Here is a 15,756-nt window from a genome sequence, read left to right as displayed (position 1 = left end):
ATGCCGCAGCCGCCGTCCACGTCTTCCACCGCCACCGCCGTAGCGTCGGACACGCCCGCGCCCCGGCGTCGCTGGTCGGTGTTGTGGCGCTGGATCGATACCAGCGCGGGCGACGACGGCGACCCGCACAATCGCGAGGAGCGCATCGACTGGCTGCGCGCCTCGCCGTTTCTGGCCATGCATTTGGCCTGTGTGGCGGTGTTCTGGGTCGGCGTCTCGCCGATCGCGCTGGTCGTGGCGGCGGCGTTGTACGCCCTGCGCATGTTCGCCTTGACCGCGTTCTATCACCGCTACTTCTCGCACCGCACGTTCCGCACTTCGCGCGCGGTGCAATTTTTGTTCGCCCTGATCGGCGCTTCCTGCGTGCAACGCGGGCCGCTGTGGTGGGCCGCGCACCATCGCAACCACCATCGCCACACCGAGACCGCGCTGGATCCGCATTCGCCCCGCGTGCACGGCTTCCTGTGGAGCCACGTCGGCTGGTTCCTGACCCCGCACGCGTTCCGCACCGATCTGACGCGCGTGCCCGACCTGGCGCGCTACCCGGAACTGCGCTGGCTGGACCGCTACGACACCGCGGTGCCGGTGGCACTGGCGGCCGCGCTGTATGGCGTGGGCGCGCTGCTGCAGCGCTACGCGCCGGGCCTGGGCACCAGCGGCGGCCAGATGCTGGTCTGGGGCTTCTTCGTCTCGACCACGGTGCTGTTCCACTGCACGGTGACGATCAACTCGCTCGCCCATCGCTACGGCACGCGCCGCTTCGACACCGCCGACGACAGCCGCAACAACTTCTGGCTCGCGCTGATCACCTTCGGCGAGGGTTGGCACAACAACCACCATTTCTTTCCCGGCACGGTGCGCCAGGGCTTTCGCTGGTGGGAAATCGATCTGACCTGGTACGCCCTGCGCACGATGGCCGCGCTGGGCCTGGTGCGCGACCTCAAGCCGATTCCGGCCTGGGTCGCGGCCAAGGCGCGGGGCTGAGCCGTGCGCATCGCGGTGATCGGATCGGGCATCGCCGGCCTGGCTTCGGCCTGGCTGCTGTCGCGCCGGCATGACGTGACCCTGTTCGAGAGCAACGATTATCTCGGCGGGCATACCCATACCCACGACATCGAGCTGCACGGTCGCCGCTACGCGATCGACAGCGGCTTCATCGTCCACAACCCGCGCCACTATCCGCTGCTCACCCGGCTGTTCGGCGAACTCGGGGTGGCGACACAGGCGACCACGATGAGCTTCTCGGTGCGCAACGAAGCCAGCGGGCTGGAATACAACGCCTCGACCCTGGACGCGCTGTTCTGCCAGCGCCGCAACCTGGCATCGCCGCGCTTCCTGGGCATGGTCGCCGACCTGCTGCGCTTCTACCGGCAGGCGCCGGCGCTGCTGGACGGCGAAGGCGACGGACCGACGCTGGGAGAGTATCTGTCCGAGCACCGCTACGGCGCCGCCTTCCGCGACGAACATCTGGTGCCGATGGCGTCGGCCTTGTGGTCGGCGCCGAGTTCGGCGGTGCTGGCGTTTCCCGCGCGCTATCTGGTTCGCTTCATGGCCAACCACCAGATGCTGCAAGTGGCGGGACGGCCGCAGTGGGCGGTGGTGCGCGGCGGCTCGGCGCGTTACGTCGATGCCATGCGCGCCGGCTGGCGCGTGCGCGAACGCCTGGGCTGCGCGGTACGCGCCCTGCGCCGCGACGCCGAAGCGGTCGAGATCGAGAGCATCCACGGCAGCGAGCGTTACGATCACGCCGTGCTGGCCTGCCACAGCGACCAGGCACTGGCCCTGCTCGCCGACGCCGATCCGCGCGAGCGCGAGATCCTCGGCGCGATTCCCTACCAGGCCAACGAAGCCCTGCTGCACACCGATGCCGCGGTGCTGCCGCGCCATCGCAAAGCCTGGGCCGCATGGAACGCCTGCGTGCCGCGCGACCCCGGCGAGGCTTGCACGGTCAGCTACTGCATGAACCTGCTGCAGGGCATCGACTCGCCCGAGCCGTTCGTGGTCACCCTCAACCGCAGCGCCGCGATCGATCCCGCCCGCGTGTTGCGCCGGCTGCAGTACGCGCATCCGGTCTACAGCCACGCCTCGGTCGCCGCGCAGGCGCGCAAGGCCGAGATCCAGGGCCGCCGCCGCACCTGGTTCGCGGGCGCGTACTGGGGTTGGGGCTTTCATGAAGACGGCATGCGCAGCGCGGTCGAGGTTGCGCAGGCCTTGGATGCGCCCTGGGTAAGCTCGGCGACGGCCGCCGCCGACAGCGACGTCGGTGCGCCGGTCATGACGGAGCTGGCCGCGTGAACGGCGCCGACGCGCCCCTGCACAGCGCGGTTTACGAGGGCGTGGTGCGCCATCGCCGCTTTCGTCCGCATGCGCATAGCTTCGAATACCGCATCGCCCAGCTCTACCTGGACCTGTCCGAACTCGACCGCGTGTTCGCCGGCCGGCGGCTGTGGTCGGTGGGGCGGCGCAACCTGGCCGAGTTCCGCCGCAGCGACTACCTCGGGCCCGCCGCCCTGCCGCTGGACGAAGCCGTGCGCCGACGCGTCGAACAGGTCGGCGGCCGCCGCCCGCTGGGACCGATCCGCCTGCTCACCCACCTGCGCTACGCCGGTTACGTCTTCAACCCGGTCAGCTTCTACTACTGCCACGACGCCGACGGCGCGCTGGATTGCGTGCTGGCCGAGATCACCAACACGCCCTGGCGCGAGCGCCATGCCTATGTGCTGCCGGTGCGCGACGCGCAGCGGCGCGGACGCGCCCTGAGCTGGGCCTTCGACAAGCGCTTCCACGTCTCGCCCTTCATGCCGATGCAGCGCCACTACGACTGGCGCTTCACCCCGCCCGCCAGCGATCTGCATGTACGCATGCAGGTGCGCGACGCGGCCGGCGTCGAGTTCGACGCCGGCCTGCATCTGCAGCGCCGCGCCCTGGACGCAGGCGCACTCGCGCGCGTGCTGTGGCGCTACCCGCTGATGACCGCCAGCGTGGTCGGCGCGATCCATTGGCAGGCGCTGCGGCTGTGGCTGAAGCGCAACCCCGTTTACGACCATCCCGATTTGCAGCGAGGACCGCCATGAACACCACCGCATCCGCACTCCAGCGCCCGGCCGCGGGCTACGGCGCCGGCACGCGCTTCCTGCGCAAGCGTTTGCTCGCCCAGATGCGCGGCCTGGAACACGGCCGACTGGTGCTGGAGGACGCGCTAGGCCGCGTCGAGTTCGGCCTGCCGGCGGCGCAGCGACCGCAATTGCAGGTACACCTGAGCGTGCGCGATCCGCGCTTCTACCACGCGGTCGCCAGCAACGGCAGCGTCGGCGCGGGCGAAGCCTATATGGAAGGCTATTGGGACTGCGACGATCCGGTCGCGCTGATCCGCTTGCTGGTGCGCAATCGCGAACGCCTGGACGGCATGGAACGCGGCGGCGCGCGCCTGGGCGGGATGGCGATGCGCGCCTGGCATGCCCTGCGCCGCAACACCCGCGCTGGCAGCCGCCGCAACATCGCCGCCCACTACGACCTCGGCAACGAGTTCTTCGCCCTGTTCCTGTCGTCGGACCTGATGTACTCCTCGGCGGTGTGGGACGGCGACGACGACACCCTGGAAGCCGCATCGGCGCGCAAGCTGGACCTGATCTGCAGCAAGCTCGAACTGGGTCCGGGCGACCGCGTGATCGAGATCGGCAGCGGCTGGGGCGGTTTCGCCGTGCATGCGGCGCGCCACTACGGTTGCCACGTCACCACCACCACGATCTCGGGCGAGCAATACGCTTTGGCCCAGGCGCGCGTGGCCGAGGCCGGCCTGGGCGATCGCGTCGAAGTGCTGCGCCAGGACTATCGCGACCTGCGCGGGCAATACGACAAGCTGGTCTCGATCGAGATGGTCGAGGCGATCGGCGCGGCCTACCTGGACAGCTACTTCGCCCAGATCGGCCGGCTGCTGCGTCCGGGCGGGCGCGCGCTGGTCCAGGCGATCACGATCGAGGACCACCGCTATGCGCAGGCCCTCGCCTCGGTCGACTTCATCAAGCGCCACGTCTTCCCCGGCAGCTTCATCCCGTCGATCGCCGCCCTGCTCGCGGCCAAGGCGCGCAGCGGCGATCTGGCCCTGATCCGCCTGGACGATTACGGCCACTCCTACGCGCGCACCCTGCAGGCCTGGCGCCAGCGCTTCCTCGCCCAGCTGGCGCAAGTGCGCGCGCAAGGCTACGACGAGCGTTTCATCCGCATGTGGGAGTACTACCTGGTCTATTGCGAAGGCGGCTTCCGCGAAGCCTCGATCGGCGTCGCCCAGATGCTGTTCGCCCGCCCGGGGCCGGGCCAGGACGACCGCCATGCGGAGACGCCGGCGTGAGTTTCTGGAGCAACCTGATCGGTTACCAACTGGTCTGGTTCGCCGCCGTGATCGGCGCCGGTCGCGGCACGCCGTGGCCGGGCACGATCGCCGCGGCGCTGTTCGTCGCCTGGCAGCTGTCGATGCCTGGACGCGCGCGCGAGTGGCGGCTGGTCGTCGCGGCGGTGGTCGCGGGCGTGTTGGTCGATGGCGGACTGGCCGGCTCGGGTCTGGCGGTCTACGCGGCCGCGCGGCCGGCGCTACCGGCCGGCGGCGCCCCGCTGTGGATCCTGGCGCTGTGGTCGGCGTTCGCGCTGACCCTGACCCAGTCGCTGTCGGCCCTGCGTACGCGGGCGTGGCTGGCGCCGCTGCTGGGCGCGGTCGGCGCGCCGCTGGCCTACCTGGGCGCGGCGCGCGGCTGGCAGGCGATGACCTTCGCCCCCCCGGTCTGGCCCGGCGTGCTCGCCCTGGCCATCGGCTGGGCCGTCGCGCTGACGCTGTTGGCGCGCTGGGCGCAACGAATCGAACGCAGCGACGGCGCGGTCATCGCGCCGGTGCTAAGGAGGGATCGATGAATCCATGGTGGCCGCTGGCGATGGTATGGCTGGGCGCCGCGCTGGCGATGAGCGCGGGTTGGCGCTGGCAGCGCCGGCGCGAGAACGCCGGCATCGTCGATGCGATCTGGGCCGCCGGCGTGGGCGGCGGCGCCGTGCTGCTGGCCGCCCTTGGCGATGGCGCCGCGCTGCCGCGCGTATTGCTCGCCGTGCTGGGTGGGGTCTGGGGACTGCGTCTGGCCTGGCACCTGTGGCGGCGCGTGCGCAGCGAAGACGAGGATGGCCGCTACCGGCATTTGCGCGCGCATTGGCAGGGGCATCAGGGCAAGTTCTGGCTGTTCTTCCAGTTCCAGGCCGCGCTGGTGGTGTTGTTCGCACTGCCGTTCGCGGCGGTGGCGCGCAACCCGGTGACCGAACCCACCCTGTGGTCGGCCCTGGGCGTGGCGATCTGGCTGCTGAGCGTGGCCGGCGAAACCCTCGCCGATCGTCAACTCGCGCGCTTTCGCGCCGATCCCGGCAACCGCGGCCGCACCTGCCGTGCCGGCTTATGGCGCTACTCGCGTCATCCCAACTACTTCTTCGAATGGACCCACTGGTTCGCCTACGTCGCCCTGGCCGTGGGCTCGCCCTGGGCCTGGCTGGCCTGGAGCGGGCCGGTGGTGATGTACGTGTTCCTGCGCTGGATCAGCGGCGTGCCGTACACCGAAGCGCAGGCGCTGCGCACGCGCGGCGACGACTACCGCGCCTATCAACGCAGCACGCCGATGCTGATTCCCTGGTTTCCGCGCAAAGAAGACAACGACAAGAGGACCGCCCCATGAACCGCAGCGCCGTCGCCGACGAACTCGAACACGATCTGCCCGCCGCGGGCGCGCTGGGCTGGGCCGAACGCGGTTGGGTGCCCGACGCGCTGCTGCGCGCCGGCATCCGTCGCTTGTGCGCGCAGCGCCTGCGCGAGGAGCGCGGCGGCGGCCTGGAGCAGCGCGCGCAGCGCTACCAGCAGCGCATAGACCAGCTGCGACGCAGCCCGGTGGCCATCCATACCGAGGCCGCCAATGCTCAGCATTACGAACTGCCGCCGGCGTTCTTCCAGCTCTGCCTGGGGCGCCGCCTGAAGTACTCGGGCTGCTACTACGAACGCGGCGACGAGAGCCTGGACCAGGCCGAAGACGCGATGCTGGCCCTGTACGGCGAACGCGCCGAGCTGCGCGACGGCCAGCGCATCCTCGAGCTGGGCTGCGGCTGGGGCTCGTTGACGCTGTGGATGGCCGAACGCTATCCGAACGCGCGCATCACCGCGGTGTCCAACTCGCAGGCGCAGCGCGCGCATATCGAAGCGCAGTGCCGCCAACGCGGCCTGTTCAATGTCGAAGTGCTGACCCAGGACGTCAATCGGTTGGAGCTGCCCGAAAGCCGCTACGACCGCTGCGTGTCGGTGGAGATGTTCGAGCACATGCGCAACTACGAGCTGCTGATGCGGCGCATCTCGCGCTGGCTGGCGCCGGGCGGCAAGCTGTTCGTGCACATCTTCGCCCACCACGAACTGCTGTATCCGTTCGAGACCCAGGGCGAGGACAACTGGATGGGCCGGCATTTCTTCACCGGCGGCTTGATGCCGGCCGCGGATACTTTGCTGTGGTTCCAGAACGAACTGCGCATCGAGCAGCGCTGGCAGGTCGATGGCCGCCACTACCAGCGCACCGCCAACCATTGGCTGCGCAACCAGGACCTGCGCCGCGACGAGGTCATGGCGACGCTGCGCGAGGCCTACGGCGCCCAGGCCGGGCTGTGGTTCCAGCGGTGGCGCATGTTCTGGATGGCCTGCGCGGAAATGTTCGGTTACGCCGACGGCCAGGAATGGCTGGTGGCGCACTACCGATTCGTACGAGATCCCTCCTCTTGAACGCCACGGGGCATGCATAGATGGCCGCACATCGAATAGCGCTGATCCTCGCCAGTCTGATCGCGGGTTGCTCGGGCAACGTACGCCCGATCACGCCGGTGGCCGAGGTCGACCTGGATCGCTTCATGGGCGACTGGTACGTGATCGCCCACATCCCCTCGCGCCCCGAGCGCGAGGCCTACAACGCGATCGAGAACTACCGGCGCGCGGACGACGGCAAGATCCTGACCCGTTTCCGCTACCGCGACGGCGGCTACGACCGCCCGGTCGAAACCATGCACCCGGTCGGCACAGTCAAGGCCGGCACCGGCAACGCAGTCTGGGGCATGCAGTTCATCTGGCCGATCCAGGCCGAGTACGTGGTGGTTTACCTGAGCCCGGACTACTCCCAGACCATCATCGGCCGCAGCAAGCGCGACTACGCGTGGATCATGGCGCGCACCCCCAGCATTTCCGAGCCGGACTACCAGCGCCATCTGGCGCGTCTGCGCGAGCTGGGCTACCGCCTGGACGATCTGCGCAAGGTGCCGCAGACCTGGCCGGAACCCGCTACGCCCTGACCCCGGACCGGCGGACAAAAAAGGGCCCGGCGTAGGCCGGGCCCAGTCTCGCCGGATCGGCGAGGGGGATGCGATGAGATTCACGTCTGCTCTAGAGGCGCCAACGCGGCGGGCGCCCGCGGGCGGCCATGCCGCGCGGGGCGGCGCGCGGCAAGGCGAACCCGGGCAAAAAAATGGGCATCCGCTACGACCCGGATGCCCCCGATTAAATCGGCGGAGAGTGCGAGTGGGAGAGAAACGCTCGCAGGCGTTCCCAGGCCGTCCCTGGCCGGGAAAGCCGGGGGATCAGTAGCCTTGCGCGACCTGCGCGGCCTCGTAGGCGTCGACATGGCCGCTGCCGACCTCGAACGGCAGCCGGCCAGGCATGGGATTGGCGGTGGCGGTGAGGATCTGCTTGACCTCGGCCGGGTTCAGCGACGGATTGGCCTCCAGCAGCAGGGCGACGATGCCGGCCACGTGCGGGGTCGCCATCGAGGTGCCGCTCATGTGGGTATACGACAGCGCCTTGGCGCCCAGCGAGAGATCCTGCTGCGCGGCCAGCAAGGGCAGCACCCCGGTCAGCGCGCGCGTCGAGACGATGTCCACGCCGGTGGCGACGATGCTGGGCTGGTTGGTGTAGGTCCAGCTGACGCCGTCGGGCATGGTGAAGCTGGCGCTTTCGCCCGGATTGCCGCGCGAGGAGAAGTCGGCCAGAGTGCCGTCCTTGTTGCCGGCGCCGACCGAGATCACCCACGGCGCCTGCGCGTAGGGGTTGTGGGTGTTGGCGCCCGGGCCGTCGTTGCCGGCCGCGAACACGCTGACGATGCCGCGCTTGTAGGCCTCGTAGCTGGCCACGTTGACCGGATCGGTGGGATCGAACGCACCCGAGCTGCCCCAGGAATTGGAAATCACCCGGATCGGCGAGGCGAAGCTGTTCTGCTTGCTGATCGCGTAGTCGTAACCGCCGACCGCGTCCAGGATCGAGATCACCGCGCCGGAGCCGTAGCCGACCAGGTCGGCGCCGGTGGCGACGCCGCGGTACAGGCCGGCCGACTGCGCGCCGCTGCCGCCGACGGTGCCGGCGCAGTGGGTGCCGTGGCCGGAGCCCAGGTCGGTGTTGAGCTGGTTCTCCAGCACCACCACCGGCAGGAAGTCGAGCACCGAATGCAGATTGGTCAGCGCCTGCACGTTCTGGACCACGCGCACGCCGTACTTGAGATCGGCGTGGGTGGCGTCGATGCCGGAGTCGTTGATCATCACCGTCACCCCGCGCCCGGTGTAGGGCGTGGTGCGGCCGAAATCGCCGGGATTGGCCTGGACCCGGTTGACCCCGGACAGTTCGCGCGCTTCCTGGTTGTAGTACTCCAGATTGCGGTTGAGGTGGATCGCGCGCACGTCGCTGCGCTGGGCCAGGGCGCGGACCTGCGCCGGCGTGGCCAGGGCGCCGGCGATCGGCAGGTTGCGCATGCTGATGCCCTGGCCGATGCCGAGCGCGCGCAGCGCCTGCAATTGGGTGCTGCGCACCGGGCCGGCCTGGTCGTAGGACACCACGACCTCGAGCTTGTCGAGCGCGGAGGCGGTGCCCAGCACGCGGTTCAGGGCCGCGTCGATATGGGCGCCGGCCAGGGCCATGCCGCTGGCCATCATGCCCACGGCCAGTGCGGACAGCTTGAGGAAGTTGCGGCGGTTGCGATGCATGCGGCGGATCTCCATGAATTCGTCGGGTCGGCGCCGGAGTTCGGGCCGGCATCGGCACCATGGCGGGCCGGCCCAGAAGCGGGCCATCCGGATGAACGCCCAAAGGTCATGGGGGAAAATCCCTAGAGACGCGAGGGGTCCACGCGGAGTACGCTCGGCGCATGCCGTTGCTCTGTCTGCGCCCACGGCGGACGCCGACCTGGGCCACGGTCCACGGGGGGTGTGACATGGCGAAGTGGGCGTGGAGCGCGCTGCTGGCGGCAGTGCTGTGGAGCGGATTAGGGCCGGCGAGCGCGCAATCGCTGCCGGTCAACGTCACCATCTCGGGCAACGAGGCCAGCGCCTACGTCGGCCTGCCCGGTCTGACCATCCTGGACCTGAGCCTGGAGTTCGAGAACGCCCAGGGCCTGAACGCGAACAGCCTCGGCATCGGCGCCAAGGTAGTCAGCCCGCTCAGCCCGCTGCTGCAGGGGCGGCTGCCCAATCTCAACCTGACCTCGCTGACCGCGGCCCTGCCGGTGCTGATCACCGTCGAGCCGCCGGCCAACGGCGGCCTGCGCTTCCAGGGCACCGGCCGCTTCGAGCTGCACACCCACGTCCTGCCCTACGCGCTGGGCAGTTCGCTGCGCCTGTTCAAGGCGCCGCTGGGCGGGCCGTTCCAGGACATCACCGACGAGATCGCCCAGGGCAGCGTGCGTGCGCGCGGCACTTACGGCGGCTTTTCGCAGTTCCTGATCCTGATCGACCTGCGCCCGACCGGCATGGTCATCGACGAGAAGATCCTGCGCCTGCGCAACCGCGTCGCGCTGCTACCGGTGGCGCTGCGGCCGGCCTACACCACGTTGCTGGACGACGCCGAAGACGCGCTGGACGACGACGACTACCCGGCCGCGATCGCCGCGGTCGACGGCATCCGCAGCCTGGCCCAGTCCCAGGCCGGCACCACCCTGTCCAACGAATGGCGCGCAGACCACAGCACGACCAACCACGCCGGCGAGCTGATCGCGGGTGCGGCGACCCTGCGCTTCAGCGTGATCTACCAGCGCGACTACGGACAGTGATGCGCATTCGCAATAGGGCCGCCGGCCGCGCTTAAGATGCGCCCATGCCGGCGCGCCTGATCGCTTACCCGCCCGAAACCGCAGCGATCACGCGTTGGATCGCCGCGGGCGGGCGTCTGCGCATCGGCCGCGCCGCCGATTGCGATCTGGTGCTGGAACATCCCTCGGTCTCGCGCGCCCATGCCGAGCTCAGCCACGACGGCCAGCGCTGGCAGCTGCGCGACTTGGGCAGCAAGAACGGCAGCTACGTCGACGGCATCGCGGTCGAGGACTCGGCGGCGCTGGCGGTACCGTCCTGGCTGCGCTTCGGCGACGTGCATTGCGACTTCGCCGAGTTCAACGAGGCTCAGAGCAACGGCCTGCGCCTGCGCCAGCAGCAGCGCCGCGATTTCTCGCTCGCGCTCACGCGCCGGGTCGAAGCCGAATCCGATCATGCCCGCCTGCCCGAGGAAGTGCTGCGCGGCGTGGTCGAACTGGCCGACTGCAGCCGCGGCTTCCTGCTGCTGGCCAGCGGCGGCGACTACGCGGTACGCGCCAGCGTGGAACTGGACCCGGCCGCGCTGCGCGCGCGGGTGTTCTCCGGCAGCCTGGGCGCGGTCGAACGCGCGCTGGCCCAACGCCTGCCGGTGGTGGTCAACGAGGTCGCGCGCAGCGACTGGGCCGCCGAACGCGCCTCGATCGTCGACAGCGGCCTGAAAAGCCTGGTCTGCCTGCCCTTGCTGGACGGCCCGCGCACCCTGGGCGCGATCTACGCCGATCGCCGCACCCCCGGCGAGCCGATCACCCAGTTCGATCTGGAACTGCTCAGCGCCTTCGCCGAGAGCGCGGCCCTGTGGCTGCTCGCGCGCAGCGCCGTGGAGGCATTGGACGATGCCCCGCGTTGGAGCACGATAGTGGCGGGCCCGCACGGCAACACACCATGACCGATTCCTCCGCGCCGACCGCTACCGGGCTATACGCGCAGCAGCGGCTGACGCCCGGCACGGTGCTGGCCGGCCGCTTCCGAATCGAGGCGGTGCTCGGCGTCGGTGGCATGGGCGTGGTCTATCGCGCCACCGATCTCACCTTGGACGTGGCGGTCGCGATCAAGCTGCTGCGTCCGGAACTGGCCACGCGCGCCGATGCCTTCGAGCGGTTCCGCCAGGAACTGCTGATGGCGCGCCAGGTCTCCAGCCCGCGCGTGGTGCGCATCCACGACCTCGCCCAGCACGACGGCCAATGGCTGATCGGCATGGACTACATCGACGGCGAGGCGCTGGACCGCAAGCTGGACCGCGAAGGCCCGCTGCCGATCGAGGACGCGATCCGGATCGCGCGCCAGGTCGCCGAAGGCCTGAGCGCGGCGCATGCGCGCGGCGTGATCCATCGCGACCTCAAACCCGCCAACGTGCTGGTGGACCGCGCCGGCGACGCCTGCATCACCGATTTCGGCGTCGCCCGCTCGCTGGCCAGCACCGGCCTGACCCAGTCCGGCGCGGTGGTCGGCACGCCCGACTACCTGTCGCCGGAACAGGCGCGCGGCGAGACCGTGGACGCGCGCAGCGATCTCTACGCGCTGGGCCTGATCCTCTACGAAATGCTCGCCGGCGCCCAGCCGTTCGCCGGCGGCACCGTGCACGAGGTGCTCGCCCAGCGCATGCTGCGCGCGCCCGCGCCGGTGACCCGGCAACGGCCGCAGACGCCGCCGTGGTTGGCGCGCCTGGTCGATCGCCTGCTGCGCCCGCAACCGGCGCACCGCCTGCGCAGCGCCGACGAGGTGGTGCGCGTGCTCGATCAGCGCAAGCTCGCACGCGACTACCGGCCCAGTCGCCGGCTATGGCTGGCTGCCGCCGCGCTCGCGCTGGTCGCGGTCGGCGGGATCGGATGGTGGCGCGCGCAAACGCCGCCGGTGCCCGAAGGGGTGGCCGCGGTCGCGCCGCTGCACCGCCTGCTGGTGCTGCCCTTGGATGCGCCCGACCAGGCCGCGCTCGCGCCCGCGCGTCGCGCCGCCCTGGCCGCGCAATTGCGCAGCGCCTTGTCCGGCGTGCCCGGCTTGGCCGTGGTCGACGAAGACCGCACCCAGCAAGCCCTGCGCCAACTCGATCCCACCGGCAGCGCCCGCCTCGATCCGGCCGCGCTGCGCCGCACCGTCGGCGCCGACCGCGTGCTGCGGGTGACCCTGCGCGCCGATGCGAAGGGCTGGCGGGCCGAAGCCGAACTGTCGGACGAACGCGGCGTCGCCCATCGCAGCGCCGGCCGCGGCGCCGATCCGCAGGCCGCGTTCGCGGCCCTGCCGGCGGACCCGGGCTTCCGCACCGACCTGGGCCTGCGCGCCGCGCTCGCGCTGAACCTGCCGTCCGCGGCCGCGCTGGATGCCTACGGCGAAGGCCTGCGCGCGCGCCAGGACAGCGCGCCGGTGGAAGCGCTGGCGGCGTTCCGCAAATCCGCCGACAGCGCGCCCGGATTCGCGTCGGCCTGGTGGGGCGCGGCCGAATCGGCGCAGGCGATCGGCGACCTCGACGCCGCCTACGAGGCGATCGAGCGCGGCCAACGCGTCGCGGCCGACGCGCCGCAGGCGCTGCGCCGGCGCTTCGCCGCCGAACGCGCCCTGCTCGACGGCGATACCGAAAGCGCGATACGCGAGTGGCGCGCGCAGCTGCAGTCCACACCCGACGACACCCGCGCCGAGCTCGAACTCGGGCGCGCCCTGGGCGCCGGCGGCGACCTCGCCGGCGCGGTCGGGCAATTGCAGGCGCTGACCGCGCGCGATGCCAACGATCCGCGCGCCTGGTACGAGTTGGGCAAATTCTCGATCCTGCACGGTCAAGCGCGGCGCGCGGTCGACGATTACCTGGTGCGCGCGCTGGTGCTCTACAAGCGCAGCGGCAATCGCTACGGCGAAGCCGAAACCGTCAACGCGCTCGGCATCGGCTACAGCCGCCTGGGCCAGAACGACCACGCCCAGGAGCAATACCGCAAGGCGGTCGAACTGCGCGGCGCGGTCGGCAACCGGCGCGGCCTGGCCACCAGCCTGCGCAACCTCGGCAACGTGCTGTCGCTGTCGGGCCGTTACGACGAAGCCGCGGCCAGTCTGGAGCAGGCGCGCAAACTGCATCTGGCCCTGGACGACCGCCACGGCCTGGCCGCGGTCGACAACGAACTCGGCCTGCTCGCCGAGGAACGCGGCGACTACCCGGCCGCGTTGGCCGCGTTCCGGCTCGCCCTGCAAGGCTGGCAGCAGACCGGCGACGCCCAGGGCACCGCTCAAGCGCTCAACGATATCGGCTTCGCCCACTACCAACTCGGCGCCTACGACGACGCCCAGGCCTATCTCTCGCAATCGGCCGGCGCCTACGAAAAACTCGGCGACCAGACCGGCCGCATCCGCACCTTGCAGAACCTCGGCCTGCTCGCGATCGCGCGCGGCCAATGGAGCGCCGCGCGCGAACAACTCGAGCGCGCGCTGACCGATGCCGAGCGCGAGCAGATGATCGAGGAAGCCGCGGTGAGCCGCCGCAACCTGGCCGAACTGGCGCTGATGCAGGGCCACTACGACGAAGCGCTGAGCCAAGCCGGCAAGGCCGAAGCGCTGTTCCGTCAGCGCCAGGATCCGCGCGGCATCGCCGACGCCGGCTTGTTGCGCGCGCAAACCTTGATCGCCACCGGCGCCGGAGCCGACGCGCTGCGGGCCCTGGACGCGATCGCCGCATCGGTCGCGCAGGCGCCGGCCGAGCAGCGCGGCATCGACGGCCTGCTGCGCGCCGAACTCGCGCGCCAGGGCGGCGACGCCAAGGCGGCCGCGCAGCACCTGGCCCAGGCGCGCCGCTACGCGGACGCATCCGGTGTGCGCCTGCTGCGTCTGCAAGTCAGTCTGGAAGCGGTGAAGGCCGGCGCCAACGCGTCCGCGCTCGGCACCGAAGTCGCGGCGCTGGGCCACGTCGCGCTGCGCCTGGATTGGTCGGAAGTCGCGATCGCCCAGGCCCTGGCCGCGCGCGATCCGGACGGCGCGACCAAGCGCTACCGCGAGGTGCTGCCGCTGCTACGGCGCGGCGACTACGCCGGCGCTTACCGCCTGCACGAACTGGGCGCGCAAGCCCTGAGCCAGGCCGGCGACGCCGGCGCCGCCGCGAACGCACGCGACGACGCGGTGGCCGCGCTGCGGCGCGTGCGCGAACGCATGCCCGCCAACCTGCTCGGCGGCTTCGAAGCCGCGCCGCAGATCGCCCGGCTGGATCCGGCGCGCAAACCCTGAGCCGCGGCCATGGACGAGCTCTCCAGCTTGCGTCAGCAATACCGTGAACTGCTGGAACGGCTGGAACGCAACGAGCGCGAATTCCGCCGCCTCGGGCGTGCGGTGTGGCGCGTGCAGGAGGACGAGCGTCGCCGCCTGGCGCGCGAACTGCACGACGGCATCGGCCAGAACCTGACCGTGCTCAAGCATCGCCTGGGCCAACTCGACGACGCCCTGCCCGCCGACCGCGTCGACGCGCGCGCTGCACTGGCCACCGCGCTGGCGCTGTGCGGCGACACCTTGCAGGACACGCGCGAACTCTCGCGCCTGTTGCGCCCGCCCATCCTCGACGATCTGGGCCTGGAAGCCGCGCTGCGCTGGCTGGTGCGCAGCCAGGCCGAAGCCAGTGGCGCGCGCATCGACCTCGATGTGGATTCGCTACCCACTCTGGATGGCGAATTGCAGACTCTGTTGTTCCGCGTCGCCCAGGAAGCGCTCAACAACGCCGCCAAACACTCCGGCGCGGCGCATATTCACGTGCAGCTGACCACGCGCGATGGAGGATTGCAGTTGCGCGTGCACGACGACGGCCGCGGCTGCGAACCCGAACAAGCGCTGCAAGCGGGCGGCAGCGGTCTAAGCGGCATGCGCGAGCGATTGCGTCTGTACGGCGGCGTGCTGCAATTGCGCGGCGTGCCAGGCGAGGGCTTGCGCCTGAGCGCGCGCGTGCCCCTGTCGCCTCCCTGAACACCGGCGCTTGACGAGCGCCGGACACACGAGCAGCGTAAGCGCCATGGGGACCAAGACCGTGCGGGTACTGATCGCAGACGACCACACCATGGTCCGGGAGAGTTTGGTCGGCCTGTTGCAGGCCGAAGGCGACGTCCAGGTCGTGGCCCAGGCCGCCGATGGCCTGGAAACGCTGGAGAAGGCGGTCGCGACCCGGCCCGACGTGGTCATCACCGATATTTCCATGCCGCGTTTGAACGGCATCGAAGTCGTGCGCCGCTTGTGCGAGGCCCTGCCCGACACCCGCGTGCTGGTGCTGACCATGCACCAGGAAAACGAGTACGTGCTGCAGGCGGTGCGGGTCGGCGCCTCCGGCTACATGGTCAAGGACAGCGCGGCTTCCGAGTTGTTGGCCGCGGTACGCGGCGTGCACGCCGGCCACGGCTACTTCGGCCCGCAGGCGGCGCGCGCGCTGGCCGAGCAACTGCAGCACCCCGAACGCGACCTCGGCGACCCCTACGGTCGCCTGACCGCGCGCGAGCGCGAGGTCTTCCACCTGATCGCCGAGGGCCACACCACCAAGGAAATCGCGCGCGAACTGACGATCAGCGTCAAGACCGCCGAGAACCACCGCGCGCGCGTGCTGGCCAAGCTGGACGTGCGCAACACCGCCGAGCTGGTGCGGTATGCGCTGCGCAAGGGCTTGGTGGACTGAGGGGCGGTAAAGCAAATCCC

General features: G+C 70.6%; 14 protein-coding genes. 13 read left to right on the top strand and 1 reads right to left on the bottom strand.

The features are described 5' to 3' along the window. Genes ASE35_RS17270 through ASE35_RS17235 form a run of 8 tightly spaced genes read left to right on the top strand, consistent with a single transcriptional unit; the run spans position 1 to position 7,344 of the window. Positions 1 to 984, top strand: a complete 984-nt coding sequence (locus ASE35_RS17270) for an acyl-CoA desaturase (RefSeq protein WP_057164621.1) — start codon at positions 1 to 3, stop codon at positions 982 to 984. A gap of 3 nt (positions 985 to 987) precedes the next feature. Beyond that, entirely contained in the window at positions 988 to 2,295 is a 1,308-nt protein-coding gene (locus ASE35_RS17265) for an FAD-dependent oxidoreductase (RefSeq protein ID WP_057164620.1), read from the top strand. Then, positions 2,292 to 3,074 (top strand): DUF1365 domain-containing protein, encoded by a 783-nt coding sequence (locus tag ASE35_RS17260; protein WP_235570105.1) that lies wholly within the window; start codon positions 2,292 to 2,294, stop codon positions 3,072 to 3,074. Before ASE35_RS17265 ends, ASE35_RS17260 begins: the two co-directional genes overlap by 4 nt. Further along, positions 3,071 to 4,348 (top strand): cyclopropane-fatty-acyl-phospholipid synthase family protein, encoded by a 1,278-nt coding sequence (locus ASE35_RS17255; protein WP_057164619.1) that lies wholly within the window; start codon positions 3,071 to 3,073, stop codon positions 4,346 to 4,348. The genes ASE35_RS17260 and ASE35_RS17255 overlap by 4 nt, the downstream gene beginning before the upstream one ends. Next, a complete protein-coding gene (locus ASE35_RS17250; RefSeq protein ID WP_057164618.1) occupies positions 4,345 to 4,902 on the top strand; it encodes a DUF2878 domain-containing protein in 558 nt (185 codons plus the stop codon). Before ASE35_RS17255 ends, ASE35_RS17250 begins: the two co-directional genes overlap by 4 nt. Next, positions 4,899 to 5,702 carry a DUF1295 domain-containing protein gene (locus ASE35_RS17245; RefSeq protein ID WP_057164617.1) on the top strand — a complete coding sequence of 268 codons (804 nt, stop codon included), beginning with the start codon at positions 4,899 to 4,901 and terminating at the stop codon, positions 5,700 to 5,702. The genes ASE35_RS17250 and ASE35_RS17245 overlap by 4 nt, the downstream gene beginning before the upstream one ends. Further along, positions 5,699 to 6,784, top strand: coding sequence for a cyclopropane-fatty-acyl-phospholipid synthase family protein (locus tag ASE35_RS17240; RefSeq protein WP_057164616.1), 1,086 nt, complete (start codon positions 5,699 to 5,701; stop codon positions 6,782 to 6,784). Before ASE35_RS17245 ends, ASE35_RS17240 begins: the two co-directional genes overlap by 4 nt. A 20-nt stretch (positions 6,785 to 6,804) precedes the next feature. Further along, the gene (locus ASE35_RS17235; RefSeq protein WP_057164615.1) at positions 6,805 to 7,344 is read left to right on the top strand and encodes a lipocalin family protein; all 540 of its coding nucleotides are present in this window, start codon (positions 6,805 to 6,807) and stop codon (positions 7,342 to 7,344) included. Positions 7,345 to 7,629: 285 nt separating this feature from the next. On the opposite strand, the gene ASE35_RS17230 is transcribed toward ASE35_RS17235, so the two are convergent. Continuing rightward, positions 7,630 to 9,021 (bottom strand): S8 family serine peptidase, encoded by a 1,392-nt coding sequence (locus ASE35_RS17230; RefSeq protein WP_057164718.1) that lies wholly within the window; start codon positions 9,019 to 9,021, stop codon positions 7,630 to 7,632. A gap of 227 nt (positions 9,022 to 9,248) precedes the next feature. Between ASE35_RS17230 and ASE35_RS17225 the strand changes: the two genes are divergently transcribed. Genes ASE35_RS17225 through ASE35_RS17205 form a run of 5 tightly spaced genes read left to right on the top strand, consistent with a single transcriptional unit; the run spans position 9,249 to position 15,736 of the window. Beyond that, positions 9,249 to 10,082 (top strand): DUF6689 family protein, encoded by an 834-nt coding sequence (locus ASE35_RS17225; RefSeq protein ID WP_057164614.1) that lies wholly within the window; start codon positions 9,249 to 9,251, stop codon positions 10,080 to 10,082. Between the two features lie 44 nt (positions 10,083 to 10,126). Further along, on the top strand, positions 10,127 to 11,005 hold the full coding sequence (locus ASE35_RS17220) for an FHA domain-containing protein (RefSeq protein WP_157489539.1): 879 nt from the start codon (positions 10,127 to 10,129) through the stop codon (positions 11,003 to 11,005). Continuing rightward, positions 11,002 to 14,313, top strand: a complete 3,312-nt coding sequence (locus ASE35_RS17215) for a serine/threonine-protein kinase (RefSeq protein ID WP_057164613.1) — start codon at positions 11,002 to 11,004, stop codon at positions 14,311 to 14,313. Before ASE35_RS17220 ends, ASE35_RS17215 begins: the two co-directional genes overlap by 4 nt. 9 nt (positions 14,314 to 14,322) lie before the next feature. Next, positions 14,323 to 15,039 (top strand): sensor histidine kinase, encoded by a 717-nt coding sequence (locus tag ASE35_RS17210; protein ID WP_057164612.1) that lies wholly within the window; start codon positions 14,323 to 14,325, stop codon positions 15,037 to 15,039. Positions 15,040 to 15,085: 46 nt separating this feature from the next. Further along, entirely contained in the window at positions 15,086 to 15,736 is a 651-nt protein-coding gene (locus ASE35_RS17205) for a response regulator transcription factor (RefSeq protein ID WP_056181754.1), read from the top strand. The last annotated feature ends 20 nt before the right edge of the window (positions 15,737 to 15,756 follow it).

The organism is Lysobacter sp. Root916 (assembly GCF_001429785.1).
In the GTDB taxonomy this organism is placed as follows: Bacteria; Pseudomonadota; Gammaproteobacteria; order Xanthomonadales; family Xanthomonadaceae; genus Lysobacter.
This window is presented reverse-complemented; position numbering and strand designations above follow the sequence as displayed.